Annotated in this window: 24 protein-coding genes and 2 pseudogenes; 16 read left to right on the top strand and 10 right to left on the bottom strand. The window is 37.7% G+C overall.

All coding sequences use genetic code 11. The annotated features are described in order from the left end of the window. Positions 1-79 precede the first annotated feature (79 nt). The 8 genes from AC0IWE_RS19695 to AC0IWE_RS19660 all read right to left on the bottom strand — a co-directional run bounded on the left by AC0IWE_RS19695 (position 80) and on the right by AC0IWE_RS19660 (position 8487). Entirely contained in the window at positions 80-712 is a 633-nt protein-coding gene (locus tag AC0IWE_RS19695; RefSeq protein ID WP_471794415.1) for a hypothetical protein, read from the bottom strand. Positions 713-1289: 577 nt separating this feature from the next. After that, positions 1290-1538 (bottom strand): DUF4834 family protein, encoded by a 249-nt coding sequence (locus AC0IWE_RS19690; protein WP_471794414.1) that lies wholly within the window; start codon positions 1536-1538, stop codon positions 1290-1292. 124 nt (positions 1539-1662) lie between these two features. Beyond that, positions 1663-1860, bottom strand: coding sequence for a YwbE family protein (locus AC0IWE_RS19685; protein WP_055903038.1), 198 nt, complete (start codon positions 1858-1860; stop codon positions 1663-1665). 50 nt (positions 1861-1910) lie between these two features. Continuing rightward, positions 1911-3203 (bottom strand): DUF3472 domain-containing protein, encoded by a 1293-nt coding sequence (locus AC0IWE_RS19680; protein ID WP_471794413.1) that lies wholly within the window; start codon positions 3201-3203, stop codon positions 1911-1913. A 76-nt stretch (positions 3204-3279) separates the two neighbouring features. After that, positions 3280-5322, bottom strand: a complete 2043-nt coding sequence (gene uvrB / locus AC0IWE_RS19675; RefSeq protein ID WP_471794412.1) for an excinuclease ABC subunit UvrB — start codon at positions 5320-5322, stop codon at positions 3280-3282. Between the two features lie 197 nt (positions 5323-5519). Continuing rightward, on the bottom strand, positions 5520-6410 hold the full coding sequence (locus tag AC0IWE_RS19670; protein WP_471794411.1) for a hypothetical protein: 891 nt from the start codon (positions 6408-6410) through the stop codon (positions 5520-5522). Next, positions 6397-7893, bottom strand: a complete 1497-nt coding sequence (locus tag AC0IWE_RS19665) for a M1 family metallopeptidase (RefSeq protein WP_471794410.1) — start codon at positions 7891-7893, stop codon at positions 6397-6399. The genes AC0IWE_RS19670 and AC0IWE_RS19665 overlap by 14 nt, the downstream gene beginning before the upstream one ends. A gap of 9 nt (positions 7894-7902) precedes the next feature. Beyond that, positions 7903-8487, bottom strand: a complete 585-nt coding sequence (locus AC0IWE_RS19660) for a HupE/UreJ family protein (protein WP_471794409.1) — start codon at positions 8485-8487, stop codon at positions 7903-7905. Positions 8488-8730: 243 nt separating this feature from the next. Between AC0IWE_RS19660 and AC0IWE_RS19655 the strand changes: the two genes are divergently transcribed. The 16 genes and pseudogenes from AC0IWE_RS19655 to AC0IWE_RS19580 all read left to right on the top strand — a co-directional run bounded on the left by AC0IWE_RS19655 (position 8731) and on the right by AC0IWE_RS19580 (position 19630). Next, entirely contained in the window at positions 8731-9396 is a 666-nt protein-coding gene (locus AC0IWE_RS19655) for a class I SAM-dependent methyltransferase (RefSeq protein ID WP_471794408.1), read from the top strand. Between the two features lie 43 nt (positions 9397-9439). Continuing rightward, entirely contained in the window at positions 9440-9580 is a 141-nt protein-coding gene (locus AC0IWE_RS19650) for a DUF6702 family protein (RefSeq protein WP_471794407.1), read from the top strand. Between the two features lie 37 nt (positions 9581-9617). After that, a complete protein-coding gene (locus AC0IWE_RS19645; RefSeq protein ID WP_471794406.1) occupies positions 9618-9947 on the top strand; it encodes a DUF6702 family protein in 330 nt (109 codons plus the stop codon). 330 nt (positions 9948-10277) lie between these two features. Beyond that, positions 10278-11354: a DUF7033 domain-containing protein gene (locus AC0IWE_RS19640; RefSeq protein WP_471794405.1), complete on the top strand. Its 1077-nt coding sequence runs from the start codon at positions 10278-10280 to the stop codon at positions 11352-11354. An 81-nt stretch (positions 11355-11435) separates the two neighbouring features. Further along, positions 11436-12080, top strand: a pseudogene (gene upp / locus AC0IWE_RS19635) (uracil phosphoribosyltransferase). A gap of 56 nt (positions 12081-12136) precedes the next feature. Next, positions 12137-12454 (top strand): low molecular weight protein tyrosine phosphatase family protein, encoded by a 318-nt coding sequence (locus AC0IWE_RS19630; protein ID WP_471794404.1) that lies wholly within the window; start codon positions 12137-12139, stop codon positions 12452-12454. A gap of 39 nt (positions 12455-12493) precedes the next feature. Continuing rightward, entirely contained in the window at positions 12494-13183 is a 690-nt protein-coding gene (locus AC0IWE_RS19625; RefSeq protein WP_471794403.1) for a YjjG family noncanonical pyrimidine nucleotidase, read from the top strand. Between the two features lie 77 nt (positions 13184-13260). Beyond that, positions 13261-13965, top strand: a complete 705-nt coding sequence (locus AC0IWE_RS19620; RefSeq protein ID WP_471794402.1) for a DUF4476 domain-containing protein — start codon at positions 13261-13263, stop codon at positions 13963-13965. A 19-nt stretch (positions 13966-13984) separates the two neighbouring features. Beyond that, a complete protein-coding gene (locus tag AC0IWE_RS19615; protein WP_471794401.1) occupies positions 13985-14503 on the top strand; it encodes a DUF1569 domain-containing protein in 519 nt (172 codons plus the stop codon). Between the two features lie 40 nt (positions 14504-14543). Continuing rightward, a complete protein-coding gene (locus AC0IWE_RS19610; protein ID WP_471794400.1) occupies positions 14544-15158 on the top strand; it encodes a hypothetical protein in 615 nt (204 codons plus the stop codon). Between the two features lie 80 nt (positions 15159-15238). Further along, a complete protein-coding gene (locus AC0IWE_RS19605; RefSeq protein ID WP_471794399.1) occupies positions 15239-16564 on the top strand; it encodes a flippase in 1326 nt (441 codons plus the stop codon). Continuing rightward, positions 16561-16845 (top strand): hypothetical protein, encoded by a 285-nt coding sequence (locus AC0IWE_RS19600; RefSeq protein WP_471794398.1) that lies wholly within the window; start codon positions 16561-16563, stop codon positions 16843-16845. The genes AC0IWE_RS19605 and AC0IWE_RS19600 overlap by 4 nt, the downstream gene beginning before the upstream one ends. A 56-nt stretch (positions 16846-16901) precedes the next feature. After that, entirely contained in the window at positions 16902-17210 is a 309-nt protein-coding gene (locus tag AC0IWE_RS19595; protein WP_471794397.1) for a hypothetical protein, read from the top strand. Between the two features lie 12 nt (positions 17211-17222). Next, positions 17223-17984, top strand: coding sequence for a class I SAM-dependent methyltransferase (locus AC0IWE_RS19590; RefSeq protein WP_471794396.1), 762 nt, complete (start codon positions 17223-17225; stop codon positions 17982-17984). A gap of 169 nt (positions 17985-18153) precedes the next feature. Further along, positions 18154-19071 (top strand): glycosyltransferase, encoded by a 918-nt coding sequence (locus AC0IWE_RS19585; RefSeq protein WP_471794395.1) that lies wholly within the window; start codon positions 18154-18156, stop codon positions 19069-19071. Positions 19072-19174: 103 nt separating this feature from the next. Next, entirely contained in the window at positions 19175-19630 is a 456-nt protein-coding gene (locus AC0IWE_RS19580) for a PA2169 family four-helix-bundle protein (RefSeq protein WP_055903112.1), read from the top strand. A gap of 149 nt (positions 19631-19779) precedes the next feature. On the opposite strand, the gene cphA is transcribed toward AC0IWE_RS19580, so the two are convergent. Beyond that, positions 19780-21837 carry a cyanophycin synthetase gene (gene cphA / locus AC0IWE_RS19575; RefSeq protein ID WP_471794394.1) on the bottom strand — a complete coding sequence of 686 codons (2058 nt, stop codon included), beginning with the start codon at positions 21835-21837 and terminating at the stop codon, positions 19780-19782. Further along, positions 21800-22322, bottom strand: a pseudogene (locus tag AC0IWE_RS19570) (cyanophycin synthetase family protein). Before AC0IWE_RS19570 ends, cphA begins: the two are co-directional and overlap by 38 nt. Positions 22323-22533: the final 211 nt, after the last annotated feature.

The following is a 22533-nucleotide window of genomic DNA, read 5'->3' as shown; positions in this document are numbered from 1 at the left end:
AGGCATTTTTTAACAAGTATTCACTGTCATAACTCTACTCAATATTGGCATTACAGTTCAATCCAGGCCTATGAATTGATTATTGAAGTTTAAGCGTTCTTTGCATTCTAATTTCGCTTATTGGTAACATAAATATCGATTTTATGCAAAGGATTACCATTTCCGTTATCATCAAACTTATAGTGGTTGGCAAGGATAATAGACATATAAATTTGAGTTCCGTCTTTGGTTGTCCAAAAATCAGATCTCCACTCAAGCCTTTGTTAGTGTCAATTTTTGCCAAATCTGTCAGATCGTTCTTAGCTTCAGATACACCGAACCGAGCGGTAAGTTCCTTTAGCACAAGGTTATATTTTTTAATCAGTGCTTTATCAAATTCGATGGATTGGGCGGCCGGCTTTCCTTCTTCAAAATTCCTGGCATCCCAGCTGTATTGGATTTCGTGAATAACAGAGTCTTTTTTTGTAAAAATATAATTTATAGTGAGATCGGGAATGCCTTTTTGTGCTCTCCTATATAGGATCGGCATCTCCATCCCGCCAGGAATAATAATATCGCCACCTTTTTGATAAACCTTGCCTTTAAGTTTAGCTTCCAGTAAGATAAAGTCGCTCATTTTTTTGCCTGTAATTTCAGTACTGATCTCCTGTGAAAAGGCAGTTGTAATTTGAGATAGCAACAGGATAAGTGCTGCGAAGAGTAGTTTTTTCATGATGGGACAAGATATTGAAAATTCTTCTTATTTATGAGTAAGGCAATAAATGTTTATACAAATGCTTTTTATAGCTGCCTAATATCCTGCTTCTGTTCTCTGCTGACTGGTAACTGAAAAGCTTCTGATCTCATAAAAAAAACTGCTCGATTAAGCGTATGTCGTGCGTTACAATTTCGACATTCCCTTTATTTTTATCTAAAAAATGTTTCCGATTAAGAACTTTTCAGTTTATTAAGAAACAGAGGCATCTGGAGTTGCGCCACTTCTGGCCGAGAAAAGGCGAGCACAAGAAAGAAAAGATAATAATGTCTTACTACTAAACTGCATAGAGGCAATTCAGTTGCCCTGAACAATCAATTTTTGAAAAAAAATATTGAATGATGCTCCAATCCATATTCAACTGTGGATTCGCGTTGCTTCGAATATAATTGGTTCACATGAAGTCAACATTACAGTTGTAATCTTTTCTGTTGAGTAGAACACGAAGATTTTGAAACAATTATCCGGAATGTGGATGTAGAGAAAATATTAATTACTTTAAACAAAAAACCCTGAAGCAAGTTCAGGGTTCTTTTTATTTTACTTCCTCGTAATCTACGAAGTCGCCGAGTTTATCTGTTTTACTTTGATCGGGTTTTGGAGGCATATAATCTATAGAAATAGAACCTTCAGGTTTCGATCGCCTTTGTTGCTGCTGCCCGGTAGCCTGACTCTGCATTTTGCCCGCCAGGTTATTAAACAGCATTGGAAGAATCAGCCTAATCAACATTCTGATTAGCCAGAGTACCAATATCGTTATAAATATGAATTTTACTAATACCATTCTTTAAATTACTGTTGTTACAAATATAGACGTCAGGAAATTTATTTTGTTACTTTTTTCGCCTTTAATTGCATTTCCATTACAATATAATACGCAAATTGGCTTGTAAAAGTTTTAATATCTGCTAATCTTCGATAATTTCAGTAACGCGGCCCACCTGTCCATCTTCGAGTCTTACCTTTATTCCTCTCGAATGAAATGCCGATGATGTAAGCAGATCTTTTACCACGCCATAAGTAACATTTCCAGATCGCTGATCTTTCTTCAATATAATTCCGACCTCTAAACCCGGATAAATGTCTTTTCTATTTTGCCCGTCCATTTGTTATAATAAATAATTAAAGCCGCAAAAATCCATAATTATTTCGAATGTTAAGGTAATGTGCTGAATTCTATTTCAGGTTTTTTACCTGTAGCGTTTCTATTGAGAATTTTTCTTGGGGAGGTATAATTATTAAAGAATCCTCCATTTTTTAAGTAAAATGAACCTTGGTCTATTCCTCCCTGGTAATCCATTCTATATCCTTTTGCACCAGTATTATCGGTGGTAAAACGTGCAGAATTTAATTCAGTCCACTTGCCTTTATCATCGCAGATCCATTGATTGTTGAATAAAACTTTTCTTGATAAATCTCCCTGAACGGGTGAGAAATTTTCTAAAAAGGAATGGAAGCGTTTTAGATAAGTTTTAGTCTGTGGCCTGGTAAAACTGGCAATTAACTGCCATTTATTCATTTCTGGAGCGAAGAAATAAGCAGTATATGTAGTGATGCTATCGTTTCCGGGCACACCATGTAGCAAAAATTTATAGGTATTTCCTGCTTTCCACATGTAGTTTAAGTAACTCTGACCGCCAGCACCTTCATTGCCAAATTCACCTGTATGTACACTTTCTCCTTTTTTAAGCATTTTAATTTTGTGCGATTCTGGAATACTTTTCGGATCATCGGTATTAAAAGGACTCCATACTGAAAACAAGATGTGCCTTTCTGTCGGGCTGTTTACCTGCATACCAAAATATCCTTCCCCAAAGCCACAGGCCATAAAGTATGAACCATGAATATCTTCTCCTTTTGGCACAGTTACCTCGTTGTAATACCATTCCGCATTTACATTTTCAGGCTGTAAATAGTTTAGGTGAACAGATGGACCGCGTCTGCCCCAGTGGAAGAAATTTCCTTCATTATTTTTTACATAAGCAGTTTTGCCTTCTGTTGCCGTTCCGCTGAGAATTAAACTTGGGATGGAAGGAAATTTAGCACCACTTTTATTTATCCCTTTTATGGCAATGGCAACATATCCGGTATCTTTAATCGTCCATTCCCCAATTTTACCATCGAAAGATCTGGATTCATCGAAGTTAACTTTTTTGGGTTGATTGTTAATGGAGAATTCCAAAGTTCCCCGCCCTTCAATAACTGGCTTTTCGCTAAGGGAAATGACCAATTTACCTGGCTTTCCAACCCTGAAGTAAGCCGTAAAATATTCGTTCGGATTGCTCCAGTTTACGATTCCCTGATTGGATAAAGTTCTTTCAGCATCCTGGTGTAAGGAGCTATAGGCATTACCACCAAGCGGCAGGGAGATTGCCGCAACATTTTGGGCCTGACTTTTCAGACCCATAGCACCGAGTACGATCAGTGCTGATAGTTTAAAAGATTTCATTAAATGATTTTTAGATAACTTATTGAAAGCAATTGTAGGCTAAATTATCTAAAAATCATGCTATAAAACCAAATCGTTACGTGCCAAACTTTTCGTTAAACATTTTCTCTAAAGCAAACATTTCATCACGCAGTTTTGCCGCTTGTAAAAAGTCCATATCTTTTGCTGCTTTCTGCATATCCTTTCGGGTGGTATCGATGGCGCGTTGCATTTCTGCTTTTCCCATATATTGCACTATTGGATCTGCAGCAATGCTGATTTCGGCATTTTCTACATAAGCTCTTGCTTTGTTATCGCTTGCTTTTTGAGAGAAATCAAGTACAGAGGTCTGCTCTAAAATGGCTTCCCTTGATTTTCCAACGGTTTTTGGTGTAATGCCGTGCTCAAGGTTATATGCGATCTGTATATCCCTCCGTCTGTTCGTTTCTGAAATGGTTTTTTCCATACTTTCGGTAATTCCGTCAGCATACATAATCACACGCCCCCTATCATTACGGGCAGCACGGCCAATAGTCTGTATTAAAGATTTCTCCGAGCGCAGGAAGCCCTCTTTATCGGCATCTAAAATAGCAACCAAAGTTACTTCCGGTAAATCCAAACCTTCACGTAAAAGGTTAATCCCTACTAAAACATCAAATTCTCCAAGGCGTAAACCACGCAGGATTTCTACACGTTCCAGGGTTTTAATTTCGGAGTGGATATACCTCGTTTTAATATTTAAACGGTCTAGATATTTGGTTAACTCCTCGGCCATCCGTTTAGTCAAAGTAGTTACCAGAATACGTCCGCCATCTTTTATGGTGAGGTCAATTTCATCCAGTAAATCATCAACCTGATTAATTGCAGGTCTGATTTCAATCACAGGATCAAGTAAACCTGTAGGTCTGATTACCTGCTCTACCACTACACCTTCCGATTTTTCAAGTTCATATTCCGCAGGCGTTGCACTCACATAAATGGTTTGCGGAGCAAGAGCTTCAAATTCGTTAAAGTTTAAAGGCCGGTTATCAAGTGCTGCTGGTAAACGGAAACCGTATTCAACCAATGATAATTTACGCGATCTATCCCCGCCGTACATCGCCCTGATCTGTGGAACGGTAACATGGCTTTCGTCAATTACCATTAAATAATCTTCCGGGAAATAATCCAGCAAACAGAAAGGACGCATACCAGGCTGTCTACCATCAAAAAAACGCGAATAATTTTCGATACCCGAACAATAACCAAGTTCTTTCATCATCTCGATGTCGAAATTCGTCCGTTCTTCCAATCTTTTTGCTTCCAGCAAATGTCGGTCGGCAATGAGCTGGTTTTTACGGATTTCCAGTTCTTCCTGAATTCCCCAGATGGAAGAGTTGAACCTATCTTTTGGCGTAACAAAAAGATTTGCAGGATAAATGGCCATATCTTCAAGTTTTTCCAACGTTTTGCCCGAAACTGGATCAATTGCTGAAAGTTCTTCAATATCATCGCCGAAAAAGGAAATGCGGTAGGCATGATCAAGATAGGCAGGAAAAATATCTACAGTATCACCCTTAACCCTAAAAGTTCCGCGTTTGAACTCGGTTGTGGTACGTGAATATAGAATTTCTACTAAACTATGTAAAAAAGCATTTCTTGAAATCCGTAAGCCTACGCCAAAACGGAAAACCATTCTGGAGAAATCTTCAGGATTACCCATACCGTAAATACAGGAAATAGAAGATACCACAATAATATCGCGCCTTCCGCTCATTAGCGAAGATGTAGTGCGTAACCGAAGCTTTTCAATTTCTTCGTTTATGCTGAGGTCTTTTTCAATATAGGTATTGCTAGAGGCGATAAACGCTTCGGGCTGATAATAATCGTAATAAGAAACAAAATAATTTACCGAGTTTTCGGGAAAGAAATTTTTAAACTCGCCGTAGAGCTGCGCCGCCAGGGTTTTATTGTGACTTAAAATCAAAGTAGGCTTTTGCGTCTGTTCAATCACGTTGGCCACAGTAAATGTTTTTCCCGATCCTGTAACCCCCAATAACGTTTGATAATGTTCGTTTGCATTTACACCATCAACCAATTGTTTTATTGCGCTGGGCTGGTCTCCGGTGGGCTGATATTCTGAGGTGATTTTAAATTTCATGAGTATATCAAATATACGGTTTAGGCTGTAAAGAGTAAAACAGGCGAAAGTCAGGAAAGTTGGAAAATAAAATCCCCGTTGATTTTTTTCAACGGGGATTAGATGCAATATTAATACACTTCGCTAGTAGCTGGCAATAATTAAATTTCTCCGCTACGGTCCAAATTACGATCGCTTAGAATAAGCGCGGGTATCTTTTATTTACCCGTAGCCGCCTGCATTGGGTTTTTGCCAACAGATTGGCCTCTTACTGCCCCACCTGTTTTTACTTTATAAACTTTAAACTTGCTTTCTTTGGCTTTACCTCCCCAACTATTGTTTGTGGTATCAATATCAGCGGTTTCGCGTAATGGATCAACTAATATAGAAGCCACTTCTTTATCTTTTACATAAAATTTAGAAGTTTTCAATTCATTATGTCTCCAAATCTGTGCCGGTATACGGTCTATTTCTTTTGTTCCATCTTTATAAGTAAATTCTACAATAACCGGCATAACCAAGCCACCTTTGTTGCTAAAACTTAACTCATACAAGAATTTATTGTTGTATTTACTTTGATCTGCATCTGCAACAACTTCTACAGGTGGAGTTATATCCATCTTTGATGAAATTGTAGTATCAACAGTAACCAGGCCTCTATCATACTTGTAATAAAAATCTTGGGCTGCGGTATTTTTATCGGTATAGAAGTTGATTTTTTTATCTTCACGGTTTCTGATTTTCGAAATATCCTCAAAAGCATTCACTGCAGGCTTATCTATTTTTACCATTCTTGATCTTGCCGCAGGTACTTCTTTAGGGAAATCTGCCTTTGCAAATTTTACGCTATCCAAAGAAATGTCACATGGATCGGTTCCATAAAACCAACCTCTCCAAAACCAATCTAAATCTTCTCCACTGGCATCTTCCATCGTACGGAAAAGGTCGGCAGGTTCAGGGTGTTTAAATGCCCATCTTCTTGAATATTCTTTAAAGGCATAATCGAAAAGGTCTCGGCCCATAATTGTTTCGCGTAGGATGTTTAAACCCGTTGCAGGTTTTGAATAGGCATTCGGACCAAAACGTGCAATGTTTTCAGAATTGCTCATAATCGAGCTCCAATTCATCCTTAGGCAGTTTCATGTAATCAACAATGGTATATGCCGGCCCTTTTTTGCTCGGAAATTTATTGTCCCAAAGTTCCTCTGTTAAATATTCTACAAAAGAATTCAGCCCTTCATCCATCCAGGTCCACTGGCGCTCATCACTGTTAACAATCATCGGGAAAAAGTTGTGTCCAACTTCGTGAATTACCACGCCCAACATGCCGTTTTTAGTGCTTTCACTATATGTTCCGTCAGCATCAGTACGGCCGTAGTTGAAACAGATCATCGGATATTCCATTCCGTTGGCCGCCTCAATGCTTTGGGCAACAGGATATGGGTAAGGAATGGTGAAATCTGAATAAGTTTTAATGGTGTGGGCAACTGCGCGGGTAGAAAATTTACTGTATAAACTATAGGCTTCTTTACCATAAAAACTCATACACATTACGGTGTTGTTGTTGGCCTGGATTTTTTGAGGCATTGCATCCCAGATAAATTTCCGTGAAGAAGTCCAGGCGAAATCGCGCACATTATTGGCATTAAAAACCCATGTTTTTTTAGCGGTCGATTTTTTGGTTTCTGCAATTTTTGCTTCTGCAAGCGTTTGAATTTCTACAGGTGCAGCTGCGGTTTTAGCAGAATTGTATCTGGCCAATTGCGTTGGATTTAGAACAGCGCTGTAATTGATACATTCGCCTGTTGAACCTACCAAGTGATCTGCCGGAACAGTCATCTGTACTTTAAAATCACCAAAAGTTAAGGCAAATTCTCCTCTGCCTGTAAATTGATGGTTCTGCCATCCCTGGAAATCGCTATATACACATAAACGTGGGTACCACTGAGTCATGGTGAACAGGTAATTCCCATCATTTGGAAAAAATTCATATCCGCCACGGCCTCCAACGCTCATTCTGTCGGTAATTTTGTAGTTCCAGTCAATGTTAAAGATTAATTTTTGGCCGGTTCTTAAAGCTACAGGCAAATCAACCCTCATCATGGTTTTATTAACAGTATACTTTAGGTTTTTGCCTGTTGCATCTGTTAATTTGGTAATGTTAATCCCAAAACCATTATTATCCTTTGCACTAAGTTGATCTAAATTTTTGGTGGTACCGATAGCTGGCATTTTGGTTGCATCCTGATAGTTTGCACTTTTATCGGTGCTATGCTCGTTTTCGTCAAGCTGCAACCAGATATAGGTTAACGGATCGGGCGAATTATTGGTGTAGGTTACGGTTTCAGACCCTGTTAACAATAGGTTTTTTTCATCCAGCTCACACTTGATGTTGTAATCGGCCCGTTGCTGCCAATATTTAACGCCTGGTGCACCACTGGCTGTGCGCTGTTCATTTGGGGTAGGTAAAATAGTGCCCAATTGCTCAAACTTGTTTCCGTGGTTGCTGCCCGGATTGTTCAAAATGTTTTGGGCCATGGCCAAACTACCCGAAAAGAGTAAAAGGCCGGTTAATGTATACAGTTTATTCATAATATGTTGTTAAAGAGGAATTCTTTCCAAAGCCATTTTTAAAGCCAGGCTAAATACGGCTGCAGATACAAATAACACCCAACTGGTGCGTTTTATACGTGTATAGTTAAAAATAAAAAATGTAACCAATAAAATAATAATCACCATAAAAACCTGGCCGGCCTCTAAGCCAACATTAAAACCAAATAATCCCCACCCAATATTCTGGTCTTTTGCCAGCATAATCCTAATGGAATTTGCAAAACCCATTCCGTGGATCAATCCAAAACCCAATGCCAGAAAGTAATTGATTTTGACTGATTTTAATGAAAAATTCTTCCTGAATAAATTACTTATCGCGGTAATTACTATGGTGCAGGGAATTAAAAATTCTACCCATTTGCTTTCGAATCTGATGATGTCCAATACACTCAAAAGTAAGGTTAGCGAATGGCCGATGGTAAAAGCAGTAACGAGTATCAATACCTGTTTCAGATTATTGTAGCTGTAAATGGCCACCAATGCTAAAACAAAAAGTTGATGATCTAAAGCATCAGTGCTTATAATATGTTCCCAACCCAGTTTGAAATAAAAGATAAAATCTTGTAACGGCATGAAATAATAAGCTAACTATTGGAGGCAAAATAGATTATAAAGATTAAAAATATATTTTTAATTGCAAAAAGACCAAATATCCATTAAACAAAAGCCTAAATACCAAATTTGTTACCAATATTTTGTGTTTTACAGCAATTATTAACCAATTACAGGGTTTACAGGTGTAAACTAGATTGTTGTTTAAGCTGCACAAACAATAAGTTATATTGGTACCTGTAAATACTGGTTTTATTCATCGATATGCTTTGGCTTAAATATTATTTTCAAAAACCCGAAAAAGGTTTCGATCCTGTTCCTAAAGCTTTTGCGGAAAAGTATGCCGCAAATGAATATCAAAAATTAAATAATGAGGTGATAGAGGCCATAAAAGAACGGATTCCTAATTTTGAAAATAAAACAATACTCGATCTCGGTGCCGGACCAGGGCAATATAGCATCGCTTTTGCTAAAAAAGGGGCAAAAGTTACCTGGCACGATATCAGCCGGAACTATCTTGATATCGCCAAAACCAAAGCTGCAAACGAAAGCCTAGCACTAAACTTTTCACTTGGTTACCTGGAAGAAGCCCATGGGAAATTCGATGTAATTTTTAACCGCATCTGCTGGTATTATTGCATTAACGACATCCGTTTTGCCAAGTGCATTTACAATCTGGTAAAAGAAAACGGATATGGTTTTATTATAGTTAACAATGAAAAATACCTAAAGGAAGAACTTGAAAAAGAATCAGGATTAAAAAAAATGGCAATGAAAATGAGTTATTGGCTTAACGAAAATTTTAATATCAAATTTACCCACGTCCATCCCTCTCACAAAAAACTAACTAAAATATTTGCCAGGTTAAATTTTAAACATTTACAGCTTGAGCAACGCGGGCATAACACCTTAATTACATTTAATAAGTAGCCGATTTATCTCTTAACTTTGTTTGCTGAAAACAAAAATATTGATGCATAAATTAAAATATATTCTGCTGCTTTTGTGCGGTGCCTTTTTCTCTGTTGAGGCTGGCATAAAACACCCGCTTCATGTAAGTACAACCGAAGTAAACTTTAATGCTAAAGATAAAACGCTGGAGATAGCGCTGTAAAATTTTTTCGGATGATTTTGAGGCCATTTTGGCTAAGGTGTATAAGCAGAAAACCGATTTAAGCAATCCAAACATGAAGAATGCGATGGATGAACTGGTGAAAAAATACCTGCTTTCACATTTACAGGTAAAAGCCAATGGAAAACCCGTCTTAATGAATTACATCGGGTTTGAGATCGATCATGAAGCCACAAACATCTACCTCGAAGTTGAAAAAATTCCGGCAATAAAATCTGTTGAAGTGAACGATACTATTTTATACGATATGTTTGATGATCAGATGAGTATAGTGCATATTGTGAAGGGGAATAACCGCAAAAGTACCAAGATTCTTTACCCTGATAAAAAGTTCAGCGCAAACTTTTAATTGTAATTTTTGTATTAGATAACGGTTCAGTGTTAAATTACCGTTAATTTTATTAGGCGGTATTGTTTTGTTAATATTGGCTGAGAAATATTTCTTGTAATCTTTGTTTTAAAATTCCGGTTTGTTAAAATAGGTTATGCATCTAATCATCTTCTCCAATATATTAACGCCCAGGATAAAATATATCTTCAATTTTATTTTTAAGGATATACTTAAGGCCGAAGTCAGAATTTACCGGCAATAGCCAATATTTTCTGCAAAGCGACCAGGTTAAGATCAGCTATGGCGAGCAGCCATTAGGCGCTGAACTTTTTTTTTAAAAGTACCCCGTTGCTTTTCTCCAATAAACTGGAAGAACTAAAACCTAAAAGCATTTCTTTTGGCGAGTACCAGGTTCCTTTTCCTGTTGAGGATTCTACTTTACCCTTTGATATTTTTGCTGCCTCGTTTTTTATTGTTACCCGTTACGAAGAATATCTTCATCAGCAAGTAACAGACGAAGCTTTTAAACCATCAAAAAGTTATCAGCACAAATGGCGGATTTTAGAGCGGCCGATTATTGATGAGTGGGCGCTGATGATTAAAAGTATCATCAGGAAAAAACATCCCGAGTTTAAATTTCACGAAAAGAAATTTCAACAGCAGCCCACCATACACTTTAGTTTATCGCCCAATATACCCGATGGCTTTTTAAACCGTACTAAATTTGTTTTTAGTGCACTTTTTAAAAAAGAGAACAATTACCTCAGCTCCAAATTTGATCTGCTTACCGGTATTGGTATCAATAATGAGAAGGTTTTGGAAGAAACGAACAGTATTTTTGCCAAAAAGAAAAATAAGCCGCTTTATTTTGTCGATTTTCCTGAGGTACCGGTAGAATACCTTCGGATAAACAGCATTTCACAGCTTTTAGTTAACCAATCATTAGGTTTATTAAGGCCTTGTGCTAGCGATGTGCAAAAAAAGGTAGAAATTAAAGAAGGCTTATCGAAACTTAAAAAGATACATCCAAATATTGTTCCTTCAACCAGTCAGCAACTGGAAGTTTTAAAGTTTCCCATTTGTTACCTTAATATTCTCAACTCAGGTATTACTGCCGATTATTCGATGGGTTACAGTAATGTACCTGGTTTTAGGGCCGGTACCTGCACAGCATTTAATTGGTACGATCTGCAACTCGAAAAAGTAACGCCCCTGATTGTTAATTCTTATTGTTTAACCGATTACATTCTTCAGTTCTTACCACATCAGGACGCTACAAAAATTTTGCGGCGGTATATTGATTCGGTTAAGGTGGTAAATGGCACTTTTTATAGCAGCTGGCATTTAAAGAGTTTAGCTAACCACCCTAAATACAAAAAGTTAAAACTACTTTTTGCAGAAATGATGAGTTACACAGGTAATTGATTTAGTTTAACATATTTTGGCTTAAAATTCTTAAATTTAAACCATTACAGGGTAATTCCCTGGGTACCGAAAAACATGATTATGATTTTTGATCTGAGCAAAACAAAATCTATTGCCAATACCTTTATTGCCGAACTCCGGGATGAGAATATCCAGAAAGATTCGATGCGTTTCCGTAAAAACCTGGAGCGGCTTGGTGAGTTTTTCGCTTACGAAATCAGTAAATCACTTCAATACACAACCAAAGATATTACTACACCCCTAGGTGTTTCGCCTTGCAATGTTTTGGCAGAACAGCCGGTTATGGCTACCATACTAGGGCCGGTTTGCCCTTACAGCAAGGTTTGCTTAATATTTTCGATAAAGCAGAATGTTGTTTTATTTCGGCATACAGGAAAGTAAAAAAGAGCGGTGATTTTGTAATTCAGATGGATTACATTTCTACCCCTGATCTTGATGGAAAAGTTTTAATTATGGCCGATCCTATGTTGGCCACCGGCCAAAGCATGGTAATGTGCTGTAAAAGAGCTTATAAACCGCTATAAAATAGCAGAACTTCATATAGTTGCCGCAATAGCAAGTACCGAGGGGGTAGCACATGTACGTGCCAACCTGCCAAAGGCGAAACTCTGGCTGGGTGCCATTGATGAGGAAATGACCAGCAAATCTTACATTGTTCCAGGGCTTGGTGATGCTGGCGACCTGGCTTACGGAGAGAAAGTGTAAATTGGTCTGCAATCTATATTTTTACCCCAACGTTATTAATCATTAGTAAATAAAACTTGAATATTCTCTTTGTATGCAGTAGAAACAAATGGCGAAGTGCTACTGCCGAAACCATTTATAAAAACCATGCTGTTCACCAGGTACGATCTGCCGGAACCGAACCATCGGCCAGGATTAAAATCAATGCAAAACTGATTTTGTGGGCCGATTTGATTTTTGTAATGGAGAAAAAACACAAGCAAAGAATTACGCAGCGTTTCGCTGAAGAAACCTATCAAAAGGAAATTATTGTACTTGATATTCCTGACGATTACCAATACATGGATGAAATGCTTATTGAAGAGTTAAAAGCGAAAGTTGATGATTATTTATAATTCAAAAATCATTAGGCTACCTTTGTAAAAACTTATTTCATGAAAAAACATATTTTCTTCGACCTTGACCACACCATTTGGGATTTTGACCGCAATGCCGAAGAAACGTTGAATGAGCTTTACTTAACGTATAAATTGGATACGCTTGGCCTAAAATCCTGCTCTGATTTTATCTCCACTTATACCGAAAATAATCACCAGTTGTGGGCCGATTATCACCTGGGGAAAATCACGAAAGATTTTTTAAGGTCGGAACGCTTTAGCAAAACCTTTATTCAATTGGGTATTCATCCAGATGCAGTACCTCATCAGTTTGAAGATGACTATGTGAGTATTTCACCTACCAAAACCAATCTTTTCGAAGGAGCTGAAAATGTTCTGGCTTATTTAAAACAAAAATATACCCTGCATATAATTTCCAATGGATTTAAGGAAACCACTTTAACCAAAATGAATCTTTCTAACCTTAATCCTTATTTCGAAAATGTAATTATCTCCGAAGATGTAGGCGTAAACAAACCAAATCCACTAATTTTCGAATATGCATTGGATAAAGCCAGGGCTTCTAAAGCAGAAAGCATTATGATTGGCGATAGTTTGGAGGCTGATATTTATGGTGCTTTAAACTTTGGGATGGAGGCTATATTTTTCAATCCCATGCGCAAAGAAAAACCTGATGATGTACACAAAGAAATTCTTCACCTCGAAGAATTATTAAGACTTTTTTAGCCTTACTCCTTTTTTGTTTGATTTTGGCATTTGTTTGGCATTAGGTTAATACACACACAAATGAAACCTTAATTAAAATGAAAAAAACCATCTTTTTAGGATTGGCAATGCTATTTGCTACCCTAACTTTCGCTCAACACAATGGCAATTCTGCCGAAGTATTCTTACAAATTGTTAATCCAGGCAAGTATAGCGTGTATTTAGACGATGAACTCGTTGGATCTGCCAATGGGAGGTTCCGCTTTTACGATGTATACAGCACCGCACCAACACTATCTATTATTCAGGGCAATACCGTATTATTAAAACAGCGGCTTAGGGTTACTCCGCAAGAGCGGCTTGTATTAAGTTTTGAAAATAAGCGGTTAATCACTTTAAAACAGCTCACCATCTTCCGCAATACACAATATGCGCTAAATGATTTTGATGGTTATACCGGAGATTACAATACTGGGATTGTGCCGCCAAGGCCACCGCAACCAGAATTAAATTATAGATTACTGTCTGAGGAGGCTTTCCAGGCGTTTTTAAACCAGTACAGAAAGGAAAATTTTGATGATGGCAGACTAAGAATGATTAATGTAGTGAGTAAAAACTCCTCACTGTTAAGCGCTCAGGCAAGAATTTTGTTAAAATCTTTCAGCTTTGATGATGAGCGATTGAAAGTGGCCAGGAATCTTTATAAAAACGTTGCAGATCCTCAGAATTATTTCACGGTATCTGATGTTTTCATTTTCCCGTCTTCTAAAGACGACTTCTTAAAATATTTGGAGAAGCAGTAATTCATCCTATCTTTATTAAATGACAGCGGCAAAAATAAAGGCATCGATACATAAAATTATCGATGCCTATAAAACAAAATTATTTAATTATCCCGACGATATCTTTCAAAGTACACCCCCAATTGCCGGTTGGAGTTACAGCGAAGTATACTCACATATTTTTGATGCGAGCCTCTTATCTATAATTGCGATGGAGCATGCAGCTAACGGCAAGGGCGAAAACAAACCGACACACTTCATTGTAAAAATGATTTTACTTTTGGGTGCTCTTCCGCCTGCAAAAAAATACAAGGTGCCCAAACGCCTGGCAGATCGTGTAAAAAAGATCAGTAAAACGGAAGCTCTGGATTTTATTTTAGAGTTCGAAAAGGCGCTGGAAGATAATTATCCTTTAATTGCCAATGCGAAGCCCGATTGTAAAACCAAACACCCCAGGTTAGGCTATTTAAATGCTAAACAATGGTTAAGGTTTATTGAAATTCATTTAAAACACCATTTAAAACAGTTAGAAAGAATAGAAAAGAGTTTTCAGGCGTAAATTAATTTCACCATATTTGGGTAGTCCCAAATTCAGTCTCATGAAATACGCTTTTTACCTCCTCATTATTACTGTGCTTTGTGCCTGCAATAGCGAAAAAAAAGAAACTGCTCAAACGGTTATTTCAACACCTACGGGGATGCAGGGTTTGCAAAAAAGCAACACCGTTCAGCCAGTAAGCCAAAGTTCAAAAACTAACCTTATTTTTAATCCACCGCATGGCGCAGCTGGCCATACCTGTGCTTTAGCGGTAGGTGCACCACTAAATCAAGCGGCAGCTGCACAACCACAGCAAAAACTAAATCAGCAGGCAAATAATACTCCCGCAACACCACAAGCAAATACCTCAGGGAAGAAATTAAATCCCAAACATGGAGAGCCAGGTCATCGGTGTGATATTGCTATCGGCGCACCTCTTGACAGTAAACCCACTCAGGTTGTTACCACTCAACCTGCGGTAAAACAATCGATAGGTATTAAAACAGCCAAAGGTTTAAACCCACCGCATGGCCAGCCAAACCATAGGTGCGACCTTGCAGTTGGTGCTCCTTTAAACAGCAAGCCAATTCCATCGGTAAATACTATCCCTGCGCAAACGCCTGAAGTTAAAACAACAGAAACAAAAGTGTTGGAAAGTAAGAGTGAGGGCAAATAACCTTTATATGTACTTTCGGGATTAAATATTTAGCATTTACATCGCCTTACTTAACGCACATTTTTTACATCTTTGCGTTAATGAAATTACCCGCCATAAAAGGTTTTGACCAGGAAGCACTAATAAAGTATTTTAAAAATACAGGAATGCTTTTGATGGGGAAGGTTGGCAGTTTAGGAATTAAAATGCTAACCAATATTGCGGTTGCGAACTATTTGCTGTCTTATGGCAATGGTATTCTGACTACCTCAATCGCCTATGTTTTTTTATTTGCTGCATTGGCAGGCCTCGGTTTGGATCAGTTTCTTGTAAAAGAACTTCACCAGTTCCCACAGAAAAGAGATCAGATTTTAGGGACGGCATTTGGACTGAAAATTTTTGCTGGATTTATCTGTATTCCTTTAGTTTCACTCGCATGGCTTATTTATCCTCTACAGGATATCCAATATCAGTTCATTTTGTTACTTTCATTTATTGGTGTATTTCAATCATTTACCGTTATCGATTCTTATTTCCAGTCTGAAGTAAAATCCAAATACATTATGCAGGTACAGATTATCGGGAATTTGATATCTGCCGGAGTAAAAATAATTCTAATCTCTATTCATTCACCAATTAGTTACTTCTTCTTTGCTTTTCTTTTTGATACGATTTTACTTTCTATAGGCTATATTGTTACCTACAATAGAAAAGATAGAAATATCTTGAAGTGGAAATTTGAGAAAGCATTGGCAAAAAAACTCTTTTCGCTTTCTTGGCCGCTAATTATTTCAGGCATAATGGTATCCGTTTATATGAAAATAGATCAGATCATGCTAAAACAGATTTTAGGGGAAAGAGGAACCGCCGAGGCAGGTGCATATGCAACAGTAGTAAACTTTAGTGAGGCCTTAAACTTTGTTCCTGTTGCGATCGTTTCATCGCTATTTCCAGCAATTTTAAATGCAAGAAGAGATGATAAGGACCGCTACCAGAAAAGGCTTCAGAATTTATATGATTTAATGGTTTGGTTAAGTTTAAGTTTTGCCATTTTTATAACTTTTGCCTCGCCATTTATTTATAGTTATTTTAAACCAGAATTTGCAGACGCAGCACCTGTTTTATCAATTCATGTTTGGGGTTCTGTATTTATATTTCTTGGCGTTGCAAGCGGACAATATTTAATTGCAGAAAATTTTGGCCGCTTAACTTTTATTCGAACAGGGATTGGGGCAGTTGTAAATATCATTTTAAACATTATCCTGATCCCAAAAATGGGAATGATGGGTACAGCAATAGCAACTGTAATTGCATACTTTATTTCGGCTTTTTTTATACTTTTTATTCCTAAACTTCGTCAACAAGGTATAATGATGTTAAAATCATTATTTTTGGTCACAGCATTTCAAAAAATATTTAAACGTTGAGTACTCTTAAAGCATTAACCACATTAGTTGCAAAGCCAAGCAGGCTTAAAGCATTATTATCTTACGGTCATAAAGGCTACCTGAACAGCATTGGCTGGTTCACCGCTTTTGATAAGAAACAGGCTGTAGATGGCAAAGGAAAAGCTTTGCCCTGGGTAACCTATTCGTTTATCGATTTTATAAAGGAGCGGATCAACAAAACACAGCATATTTTTGAATACGGTTCGGGCAGTTCTACCATTTTTTATGCAGAAGAAGAGCAGGTTCGGTTACTTCGGTAGAACATGATAAAGGCTGGTTTGATAATGTTAAAAATACAAGTCCGGCCAATGCCGAGATGATTTTCTGTCACTTGGAAAAAGATGGCGAATATGCTAAAAAAGCAACTTTACTGGGTAAAAAGTTCGATATTATTATCGTAGATGGCCGCGACCGCGTAAATTGCTGTAAATATAGCGTTGATGCGTTATCATCAAATGGTGTATTGGTTTTGGATGACAGCGAACGCGAAGTTTATAATCCTGCACGTGTGCTTTTAAAAACACAAGGTTTTAAAGAAATTAGTTTTAGTGGAATTTCACCAGGGCTTTTCTACGAAAAAGCAACATCAGTTTTCTACAAGCAAGACAATTGTTTAGGTATTTAAATTAATTAGCACATGTTAAGCGAAGAAGTAAAAACCGCATACGATAATTTTTATACCAATAGCGATGTGGCCTGGCGAATGCTTGGTGCAAAATATAAAGCGCAAAACATTGTTGAGGTTTGTAAAGGGCTAAAACCTAAAAAAGTATTAGAGGTTGGTGCAGGTGATGGCAGTATTTTACACTTTTTAAATGAATGGCATTTTGCACCTGAACTTTATGCGCTGGAAATTGCGCAAAGTGGTGTCGACATTATAATAGACCGTAAGCTTGCCAGTTTAAAAGAGGCACAAACCTTTGATGGATATAAAATTCCTTATCAGGATGATGCTTTCGACCTGATCATCTTAGCGCATGTTTTAGAACACGTGGAACACGAAAGAATTTTGCTCCGTGAGTTAAAAAGGGTTGCAAAATATGTAGTGGTAGAAGTGCCAAAAGATTATCGTTTCGGTGTAGACCAAAGAATGAAACATTTTTTGGATTATGGGCACATCAACATGTATACGCCAACTTCTTTGCGGTTTTTATTGCAAAGTGAAGGTTTGGAAATTCTGGAAGATAAAGTTTCGATGACTGCCCCTGAAACGGTTAAATTTAATGAGTTTATCAATAGAAAAGCACCAAAAACGTTTTCTAAAAATCTAAAAATAGAACTCGAATACCGCATTAAAAAAGTGTTGGGCAATCTTTTTGGAAAGAAAAAGCAGGAGCAATTTGCAAACGCATACACGGTTTTAACTAAAAAATCAGATCATAACCTGCATATATTTTAAATTAGAAATACCGTCATTTCGAAACGAAGCCGAGAAGTCTTTTCACTTCATGCTAGGTTTGATGATTTTTCTCCAGTCCACGATGCTTTATCCGGTAGCTATCGGATCAAAATGACGATGAGTAACAGCAACTGGCCAATTTATTGATAGGGTAATTTATAAAACAAAAATGCAAAACTTTGCTCCAATAGCACTTTTCGTATATAACCGTCCACAACATACCGAGCGGACAATCAAATTTCTCCAGCAGAACGAACTGGCTGAACAAAGCCACTTATACATCTTTTCTGACGGGGCAAAAACGGATCAGGATAAAGAAAAAGTTGCTGCGGTACGGAAAATCATAAAAAAAATCGACGGATTTAAATCTGTCAAGGTTATTGAAAGTAAAAATAATGCCGGATTGGCCAATTCGGTAATCGCAGGGGTAAGCCAATTAGTAGAGGAATACGATCAAGTGATTGTTTTTGAAGATGATCTGGTTACTTCACCTCATACGCTGGCATATTTTAATGATGCCCTAAACCGTTACCGCGAAGAAGAAAAGGTAATGCATATTGGTGCTTATATGTATCCTTTAAAGACGGAAACATTGCCGCAATCTTTTTTTTACAGGGCTGCAACAAGTTGGGGATGGGCAACATGGGGAAGAGCCTGGAAAAATTTTGAACCTAATATAGACTTGCTCTTAAAACAATTTGATAAAAAGAAGCGTGCAGCGTTTTCTATCGACAACAAAATGAATTTCTGGAAACAAATGCAGGAGTTTAAAAAAGGAAAAAACAATAGCTGGGCCATAAGGTGGTATGCTTCCATCTTTTTAAAAGGAGGTATAACGCTTAATCCATCACAATCGCTTGTGAACAACATTGGGCACGATGGAACAGGAGTGCACTCCGGTATAAATGACATCTATAACGTTATTATCAATCCAAAACCAATTACCGAATTTCCGACAGTAATTGCTGAAGATCCTATTGCATATGCAGACATAAAAAACTTTCTGATCAAACGGAAGGGCAATATGGTTATGCGGGTGAGAAGATTCGTAAAAGAAAAACTTACACAGTATTTTTCTAAAGAATAAGCGGTTCATCTTTAGCGATCTGTTGTAAACAATCAAAAATATGACAAACCTTTTTTTGATTGTAGGTGTTGCTTTTATACATCAAAACTATAAAAATAACAACATGAAAACGACAACAGCAACAGCAGAAATATTAAACGACCTTGTTCAAATCAATAACGACCGTATTGAGGGTTATGAAAAAGCCCGTCAGGAATTAAAAGATGGCGACGCTGATCTAAAAACACTATTTTTAAATATGATTGCCGAGAGCCAAAAATATAAAATGGCTTTAGCTACAGAAGTAGCTGCATTGGGCGAAGATATTGAAACAGGAACAACCAACTCTGGTAAAATTTATAGAGCTTGGATGGATGTTAAAGCAATTTTTACCGGACACGACCGTAAAACAGTTTTAAACAATTGTGAATTTGGTGAAGATGCCGCTCAAAATGGATATAAAATGGCTTTAGAAGAAGAAGATCTTCCATCGAATATTAGAGAACTGATTTCTGATCAAAAAGCATCATTAAGAACATCACACGACGAGATTAAAAGATTGCGTGATGCACAAGCATAAATAAAAAGAATATTCAATAAAAAACCCCTCTTTCGTTTTCGAAAGAGGGGTTTTTTATGGATTTCCATCATACAAAGCTTAACAATTCTGCTATTTAAAATCCTAAAATGAATTCAAGATAAAGATGGGTAGCATAATAAAATTGAAAATTATGACTCCAGTTCACGGTCTAAATGTTCAGTAACACGCTGAATTGTATTGTCGATCGTATTACTTAAAATCGTTAAATAAGAACCTTTTTGAGCAGTTTCAATTGCAATCTGCAAACATTCGGTACTTTTATTATTGATAATGATTTCTTTATTGGGATCTACCTCTTTAATTCCTTGCACCAATAAATCAACCAGTTGCTGCTGATCTCTTCCCCTTAAATACTTTTCCTGACAGATGTAGATCTTATCGAACATTTGAGCTGAAATACGGGCAGTTTCGATAATATCTTCGTCTCTTCTGTCGCCGGTTCCAGATATTATGCCTACATGTTCTGTTGCTTCAACACTTTGTAAAAAAGATTTAACACCATTAAATCCATCCGGATTGTGCGCAAAATCAACTAATACTTTAAAATCCTTAAATCTGAAAACATTCATTCTGCCGGGAGTATGTGCTGCAGATGGAATAAAAGTTTCCAATGACAAACGGATATCTTCCGGTTTATAACCCCACAAATAGGTAGCAAGCGTTGCGGCAAGAACATTTTGGATCATAAAGTTTACCGAGCCACCAAAAGTTAAAGGAATATGAGTTGCTTTATCTACGCGAAGTTTCCAGTCGCCTGTTTTAATGGTGATAAATCCGTTTTCGTAAATGGCGGCAATGCCACCTTTTCTGCAATGCTCCTTAATTACCGGATTGTTTTCATCCATACTGAAATAAGCAACATTACAGCGTGCATCTTTAGCAATGCGTACACAATAACCGTTATCAGCATTTAATACAGCCCAGCCTTTACGGCGCACAGCACCAATTACAACCGCTTTAACGCGAGTTAAATCGTCAAGGTTATGGATATCTGAAATGCCTAAATGATCTTCCTGAATATTGGTTACCACACCGATATCACAGGCATTAAAACCTAATCCTGCCCTTAAAATTCCGCCACGGGCCGTTTCCAAAACAGCAAATTCTACGGTTGGGTCTTTTAAAATAAACTCCGCACTTACAGGCCCCGTGGTATCGCCTTTCATCAGCATGGTATTGTGCACATATACGCCATCACTGGTAGTAAAGCCCACACGCTTACCATTGCTACGGATAATGTGTGCAATTAATCGGGTTGTGGTGGTTTTGCCGTTCGTTCCGGTAACGGCAATAATTGGAATCTGTGATAATTTACCCTGAGGATACAGCATATCAATTACCGATGCGGCAACGTTTCTAGGTAAGCCTTCGCTCGGGGCCAGGTGCATCCTAAATCCCGGTGCCGCATTAACCTCTAAAACAACACCGCCATTTTCGGTTAAGGGCTGAGTAAGATTTTGGGCCATAATATCGATACCACAAATATCCAAACCGATTACCCTCGAAATTCTTTCACAAATAAAGATATTTTGAGGATGAACAATATCAGTTACATCAATCGATGTTCCGCCGGTACTTAAATTAGCGGTTGATTTTAAATAAACAACCTCTCCTTTTTCGGGGATGGTTTCTAAAGTATATTCTTTTTTGGCAAGCAGATCTAACGTATCCCGGTCTACAGCAATCTCGGTTAACACGTTTTCGTGTCCGTAACCACGGCGTGGATCTTCGTTTTCCTTATCAATAAGCTCCTGAATGGTATGGATTCCGTTACCTCTTACATGCGCAGGATCGCGTTGAGCCGCTGCAATTACTTTATGGTCAATTACCAATACACGAAAATCATATCCGGTAATGAATTTTTCAATAATAACCCTTCTCGAGTAAGTTTTTGCATATTCAAAAGCAGCTATAGAATCTTCCATCGTTTTAACATTGATGGTTGCCCCCTTGCCATGATTTCCATCAAGTGGTTTGAAAACCAATGGGAAGCCAACTTTTTTAACCGAAGCTTCAAGGTCATCAATATTGGAAATGGTAACGCCAGATGCGACCGGAATAGCCGCCTCAGTGAGCAAACGTTTCGTTTCCTCCTTATTGCTTGCAATATCTACCGCAATACTACTGGTTTTTTCAGTCATGGTGGCCCTAAAACGAACCTGGTTTTTGCCGTATCCCAATTGCACCAGAGAGCTTTTGTTCAGTCTGATCCATGGAATGCTTCTGCGTCACTGCCTCTTCCACTATTGAGCCCGTACTTGGACCCAAAGCTTCCAGCTCACGAATTTCTTTCATCCTACGGATGTCGTGCTCCAGATCGTATTCTTCATTATTAATTAAAGCTTCGGCAATTTTTACGGCAGCTTCCGCAGCATAAACACCTACTTTTTCTTCCAGATAGCTGAATACCACATTATAAATGCCTTCAGTTTTGGTTTGGCGTGTTCTACCGAATCCGGTTTCCATGCCTGCAAGAGTCTGAATCTCTAAAGCTATGTGCTCAATTACATGGCCCATCCATGTTCCTTCTTTCACGCGGGTAAAAACTGCCTTCTACCCCTTTAGAACAGCGGTGGGTAAACATACTTGGCAATAGTTTCTCTATCCGTTCGCTAAATCCTTCTATTACATTGGTTGGTTTTTGTTCTAAATCTTCTAAATCCAGACGCATCTGAATCAGTTTCTTCCGGCTAATCGACCAAATATTTGGCCCTCTCAATACTTGTATGTTTGATATCTTCATGTAATATTTTGTTCGTTTTTTAGGTAAATCAGGCATTTGAAACAGCCTGTTTTATTCAATTTAAAGAAAGAAATTGATGACTGTAAATTATGCATTTATTTTGAAAATAGGTGCCTCATTTAGCTAAATCAATTTTAAG

The sequence above is a fragment of the Pedobacter sp. AC402 genome, assembly GCF_979252805.1.
This window is presented reverse-complemented; position numbering and strand designations above follow the sequence as displayed.

What these genes read in the sequence shown, in the direction of transcription:
- AC0IWE_RS19695 (WP_471794415.1), bottom strand. Translation starts at nt 712, where the DNA reads ATGAAAAAACTACTCTTCGCAGCACTTATCCTGTTGCTATCTCAAATT.
- AC0IWE_RS19690 (WP_471794414.1), bottom strand. Translation starts at nt 1,538, where the DNA reads ATGGTATTAGTAAAATTCATATTTATAACGATATTGGTACTCTGGCTA.
- AC0IWE_RS19685 (WP_055903038.1), bottom strand. Translation starts at nt 1,860, where the DNA reads ATGGACGGGCAAAATAGAAAAGACATTTATCCGGGTTTAGAGGTCGGA.
- AC0IWE_RS19680 (WP_471794413.1), bottom strand. Translation starts at nt 3,203, where the DNA reads ATGAAATCTTTTAAACTATCAGCACTGATCGTACTCGGTGCTATGGGT.
- uvrB (WP_471794412.1), bottom strand. Translation starts at nt 5,322, where the DNA reads ATGAAATTTAAAATCACCTCAGAATATCAGCCCACCGGAGACCAGCCC.
- AC0IWE_RS19670 (WP_471794411.1), bottom strand. Translation starts at nt 6,410, where the DNA reads ATGAGCAATTCTGAAAACATTGCACGTTTTGGTCCGAATGCCTATTCA.
- AC0IWE_RS19665 (WP_471794410.1), bottom strand. Translation starts at nt 7,893, where the DNA reads ATGAATAAACTGTATACATTAACCGGCCTTTTACTCTTTTCGGGTAGT.
- AC0IWE_RS19660 (WP_471794409.1), bottom strand. Translation starts at nt 8,487, where the DNA reads ATGCCGTTACAAGATTTTATCTTTTATTTCAAACTGGGTTGGGAACAT.
- AC0IWE_RS19655 (WP_471794408.1), top strand. Translation starts at nt 8,731, where the DNA reads ATGCTTTGGCTTAAATATTATTTTCAAAAACCCGAAAAAGGTTTCGAT.
- AC0IWE_RS19650 (WP_471794407.1), top strand. Translation starts at nt 9,440, where the DNA reads ATGCATAAATTAAAATATATTCTGCTGCTTTTGTGCGGTGCCTTTTTC.
- AC0IWE_RS19625 (WP_471794403.1), top strand. Translation starts at nt 12,494, where the DNA reads ATGAAAAAACATATTTTCTTCGACCTTGACCACACCATTTGGGATTTT.
- AC0IWE_RS19620 (WP_471794402.1), top strand. Translation starts at nt 13,261, where the DNA reads ATGAAAAAAACCATCTTTTTAGGATTGGCAATGCTATTTGCTACCCTA.
- AC0IWE_RS19615 (WP_471794401.1), top strand. Translation starts at nt 13,985, where the DNA reads ATGACAGCGGCAAAAATAAAGGCATCGATACATAAAATTATCGATGCC.
- AC0IWE_RS19610 (WP_471794400.1), top strand. Translation starts at nt 14,544, where the DNA reads ATGAAATACGCTTTTTACCTCCTCATTATTACTGTGCTTTGTGCCTGC.
- AC0IWE_RS19605 (WP_471794399.1), top strand. Translation starts at nt 15,239, where the DNA reads ATGAAATTACCCGCCATAAAAGGTTTTGACCAGGAAGCACTAATAAAG.
- AC0IWE_RS19595 (WP_471794397.1), top strand. Translation starts at nt 16,902, where the DNA reads ATGATTTTCTGTCACTTGGAAAAAGATGGCGAATATGCTAAAAAAGCA.
- AC0IWE_RS19590 (WP_471794396.1), top strand. Translation starts at nt 17,223, where the DNA reads ATGTTAAGCGAAGAAGTAAAAACCGCATACGATAATTTTTATACCAAT.
- AC0IWE_RS19585 (WP_471794395.1), top strand. Translation starts at nt 18,154, where the DNA reads ATGCAAAACTTTGCTCCAATAGCACTTTTCGTATATAACCGTCCACAA.
- AC0IWE_RS19580 (WP_055903112.1), top strand. Translation starts at nt 19,175, where the DNA reads ATGAAAACGACAACAGCAACAGCAGAAATATTAAACGACCTTGTTCAA.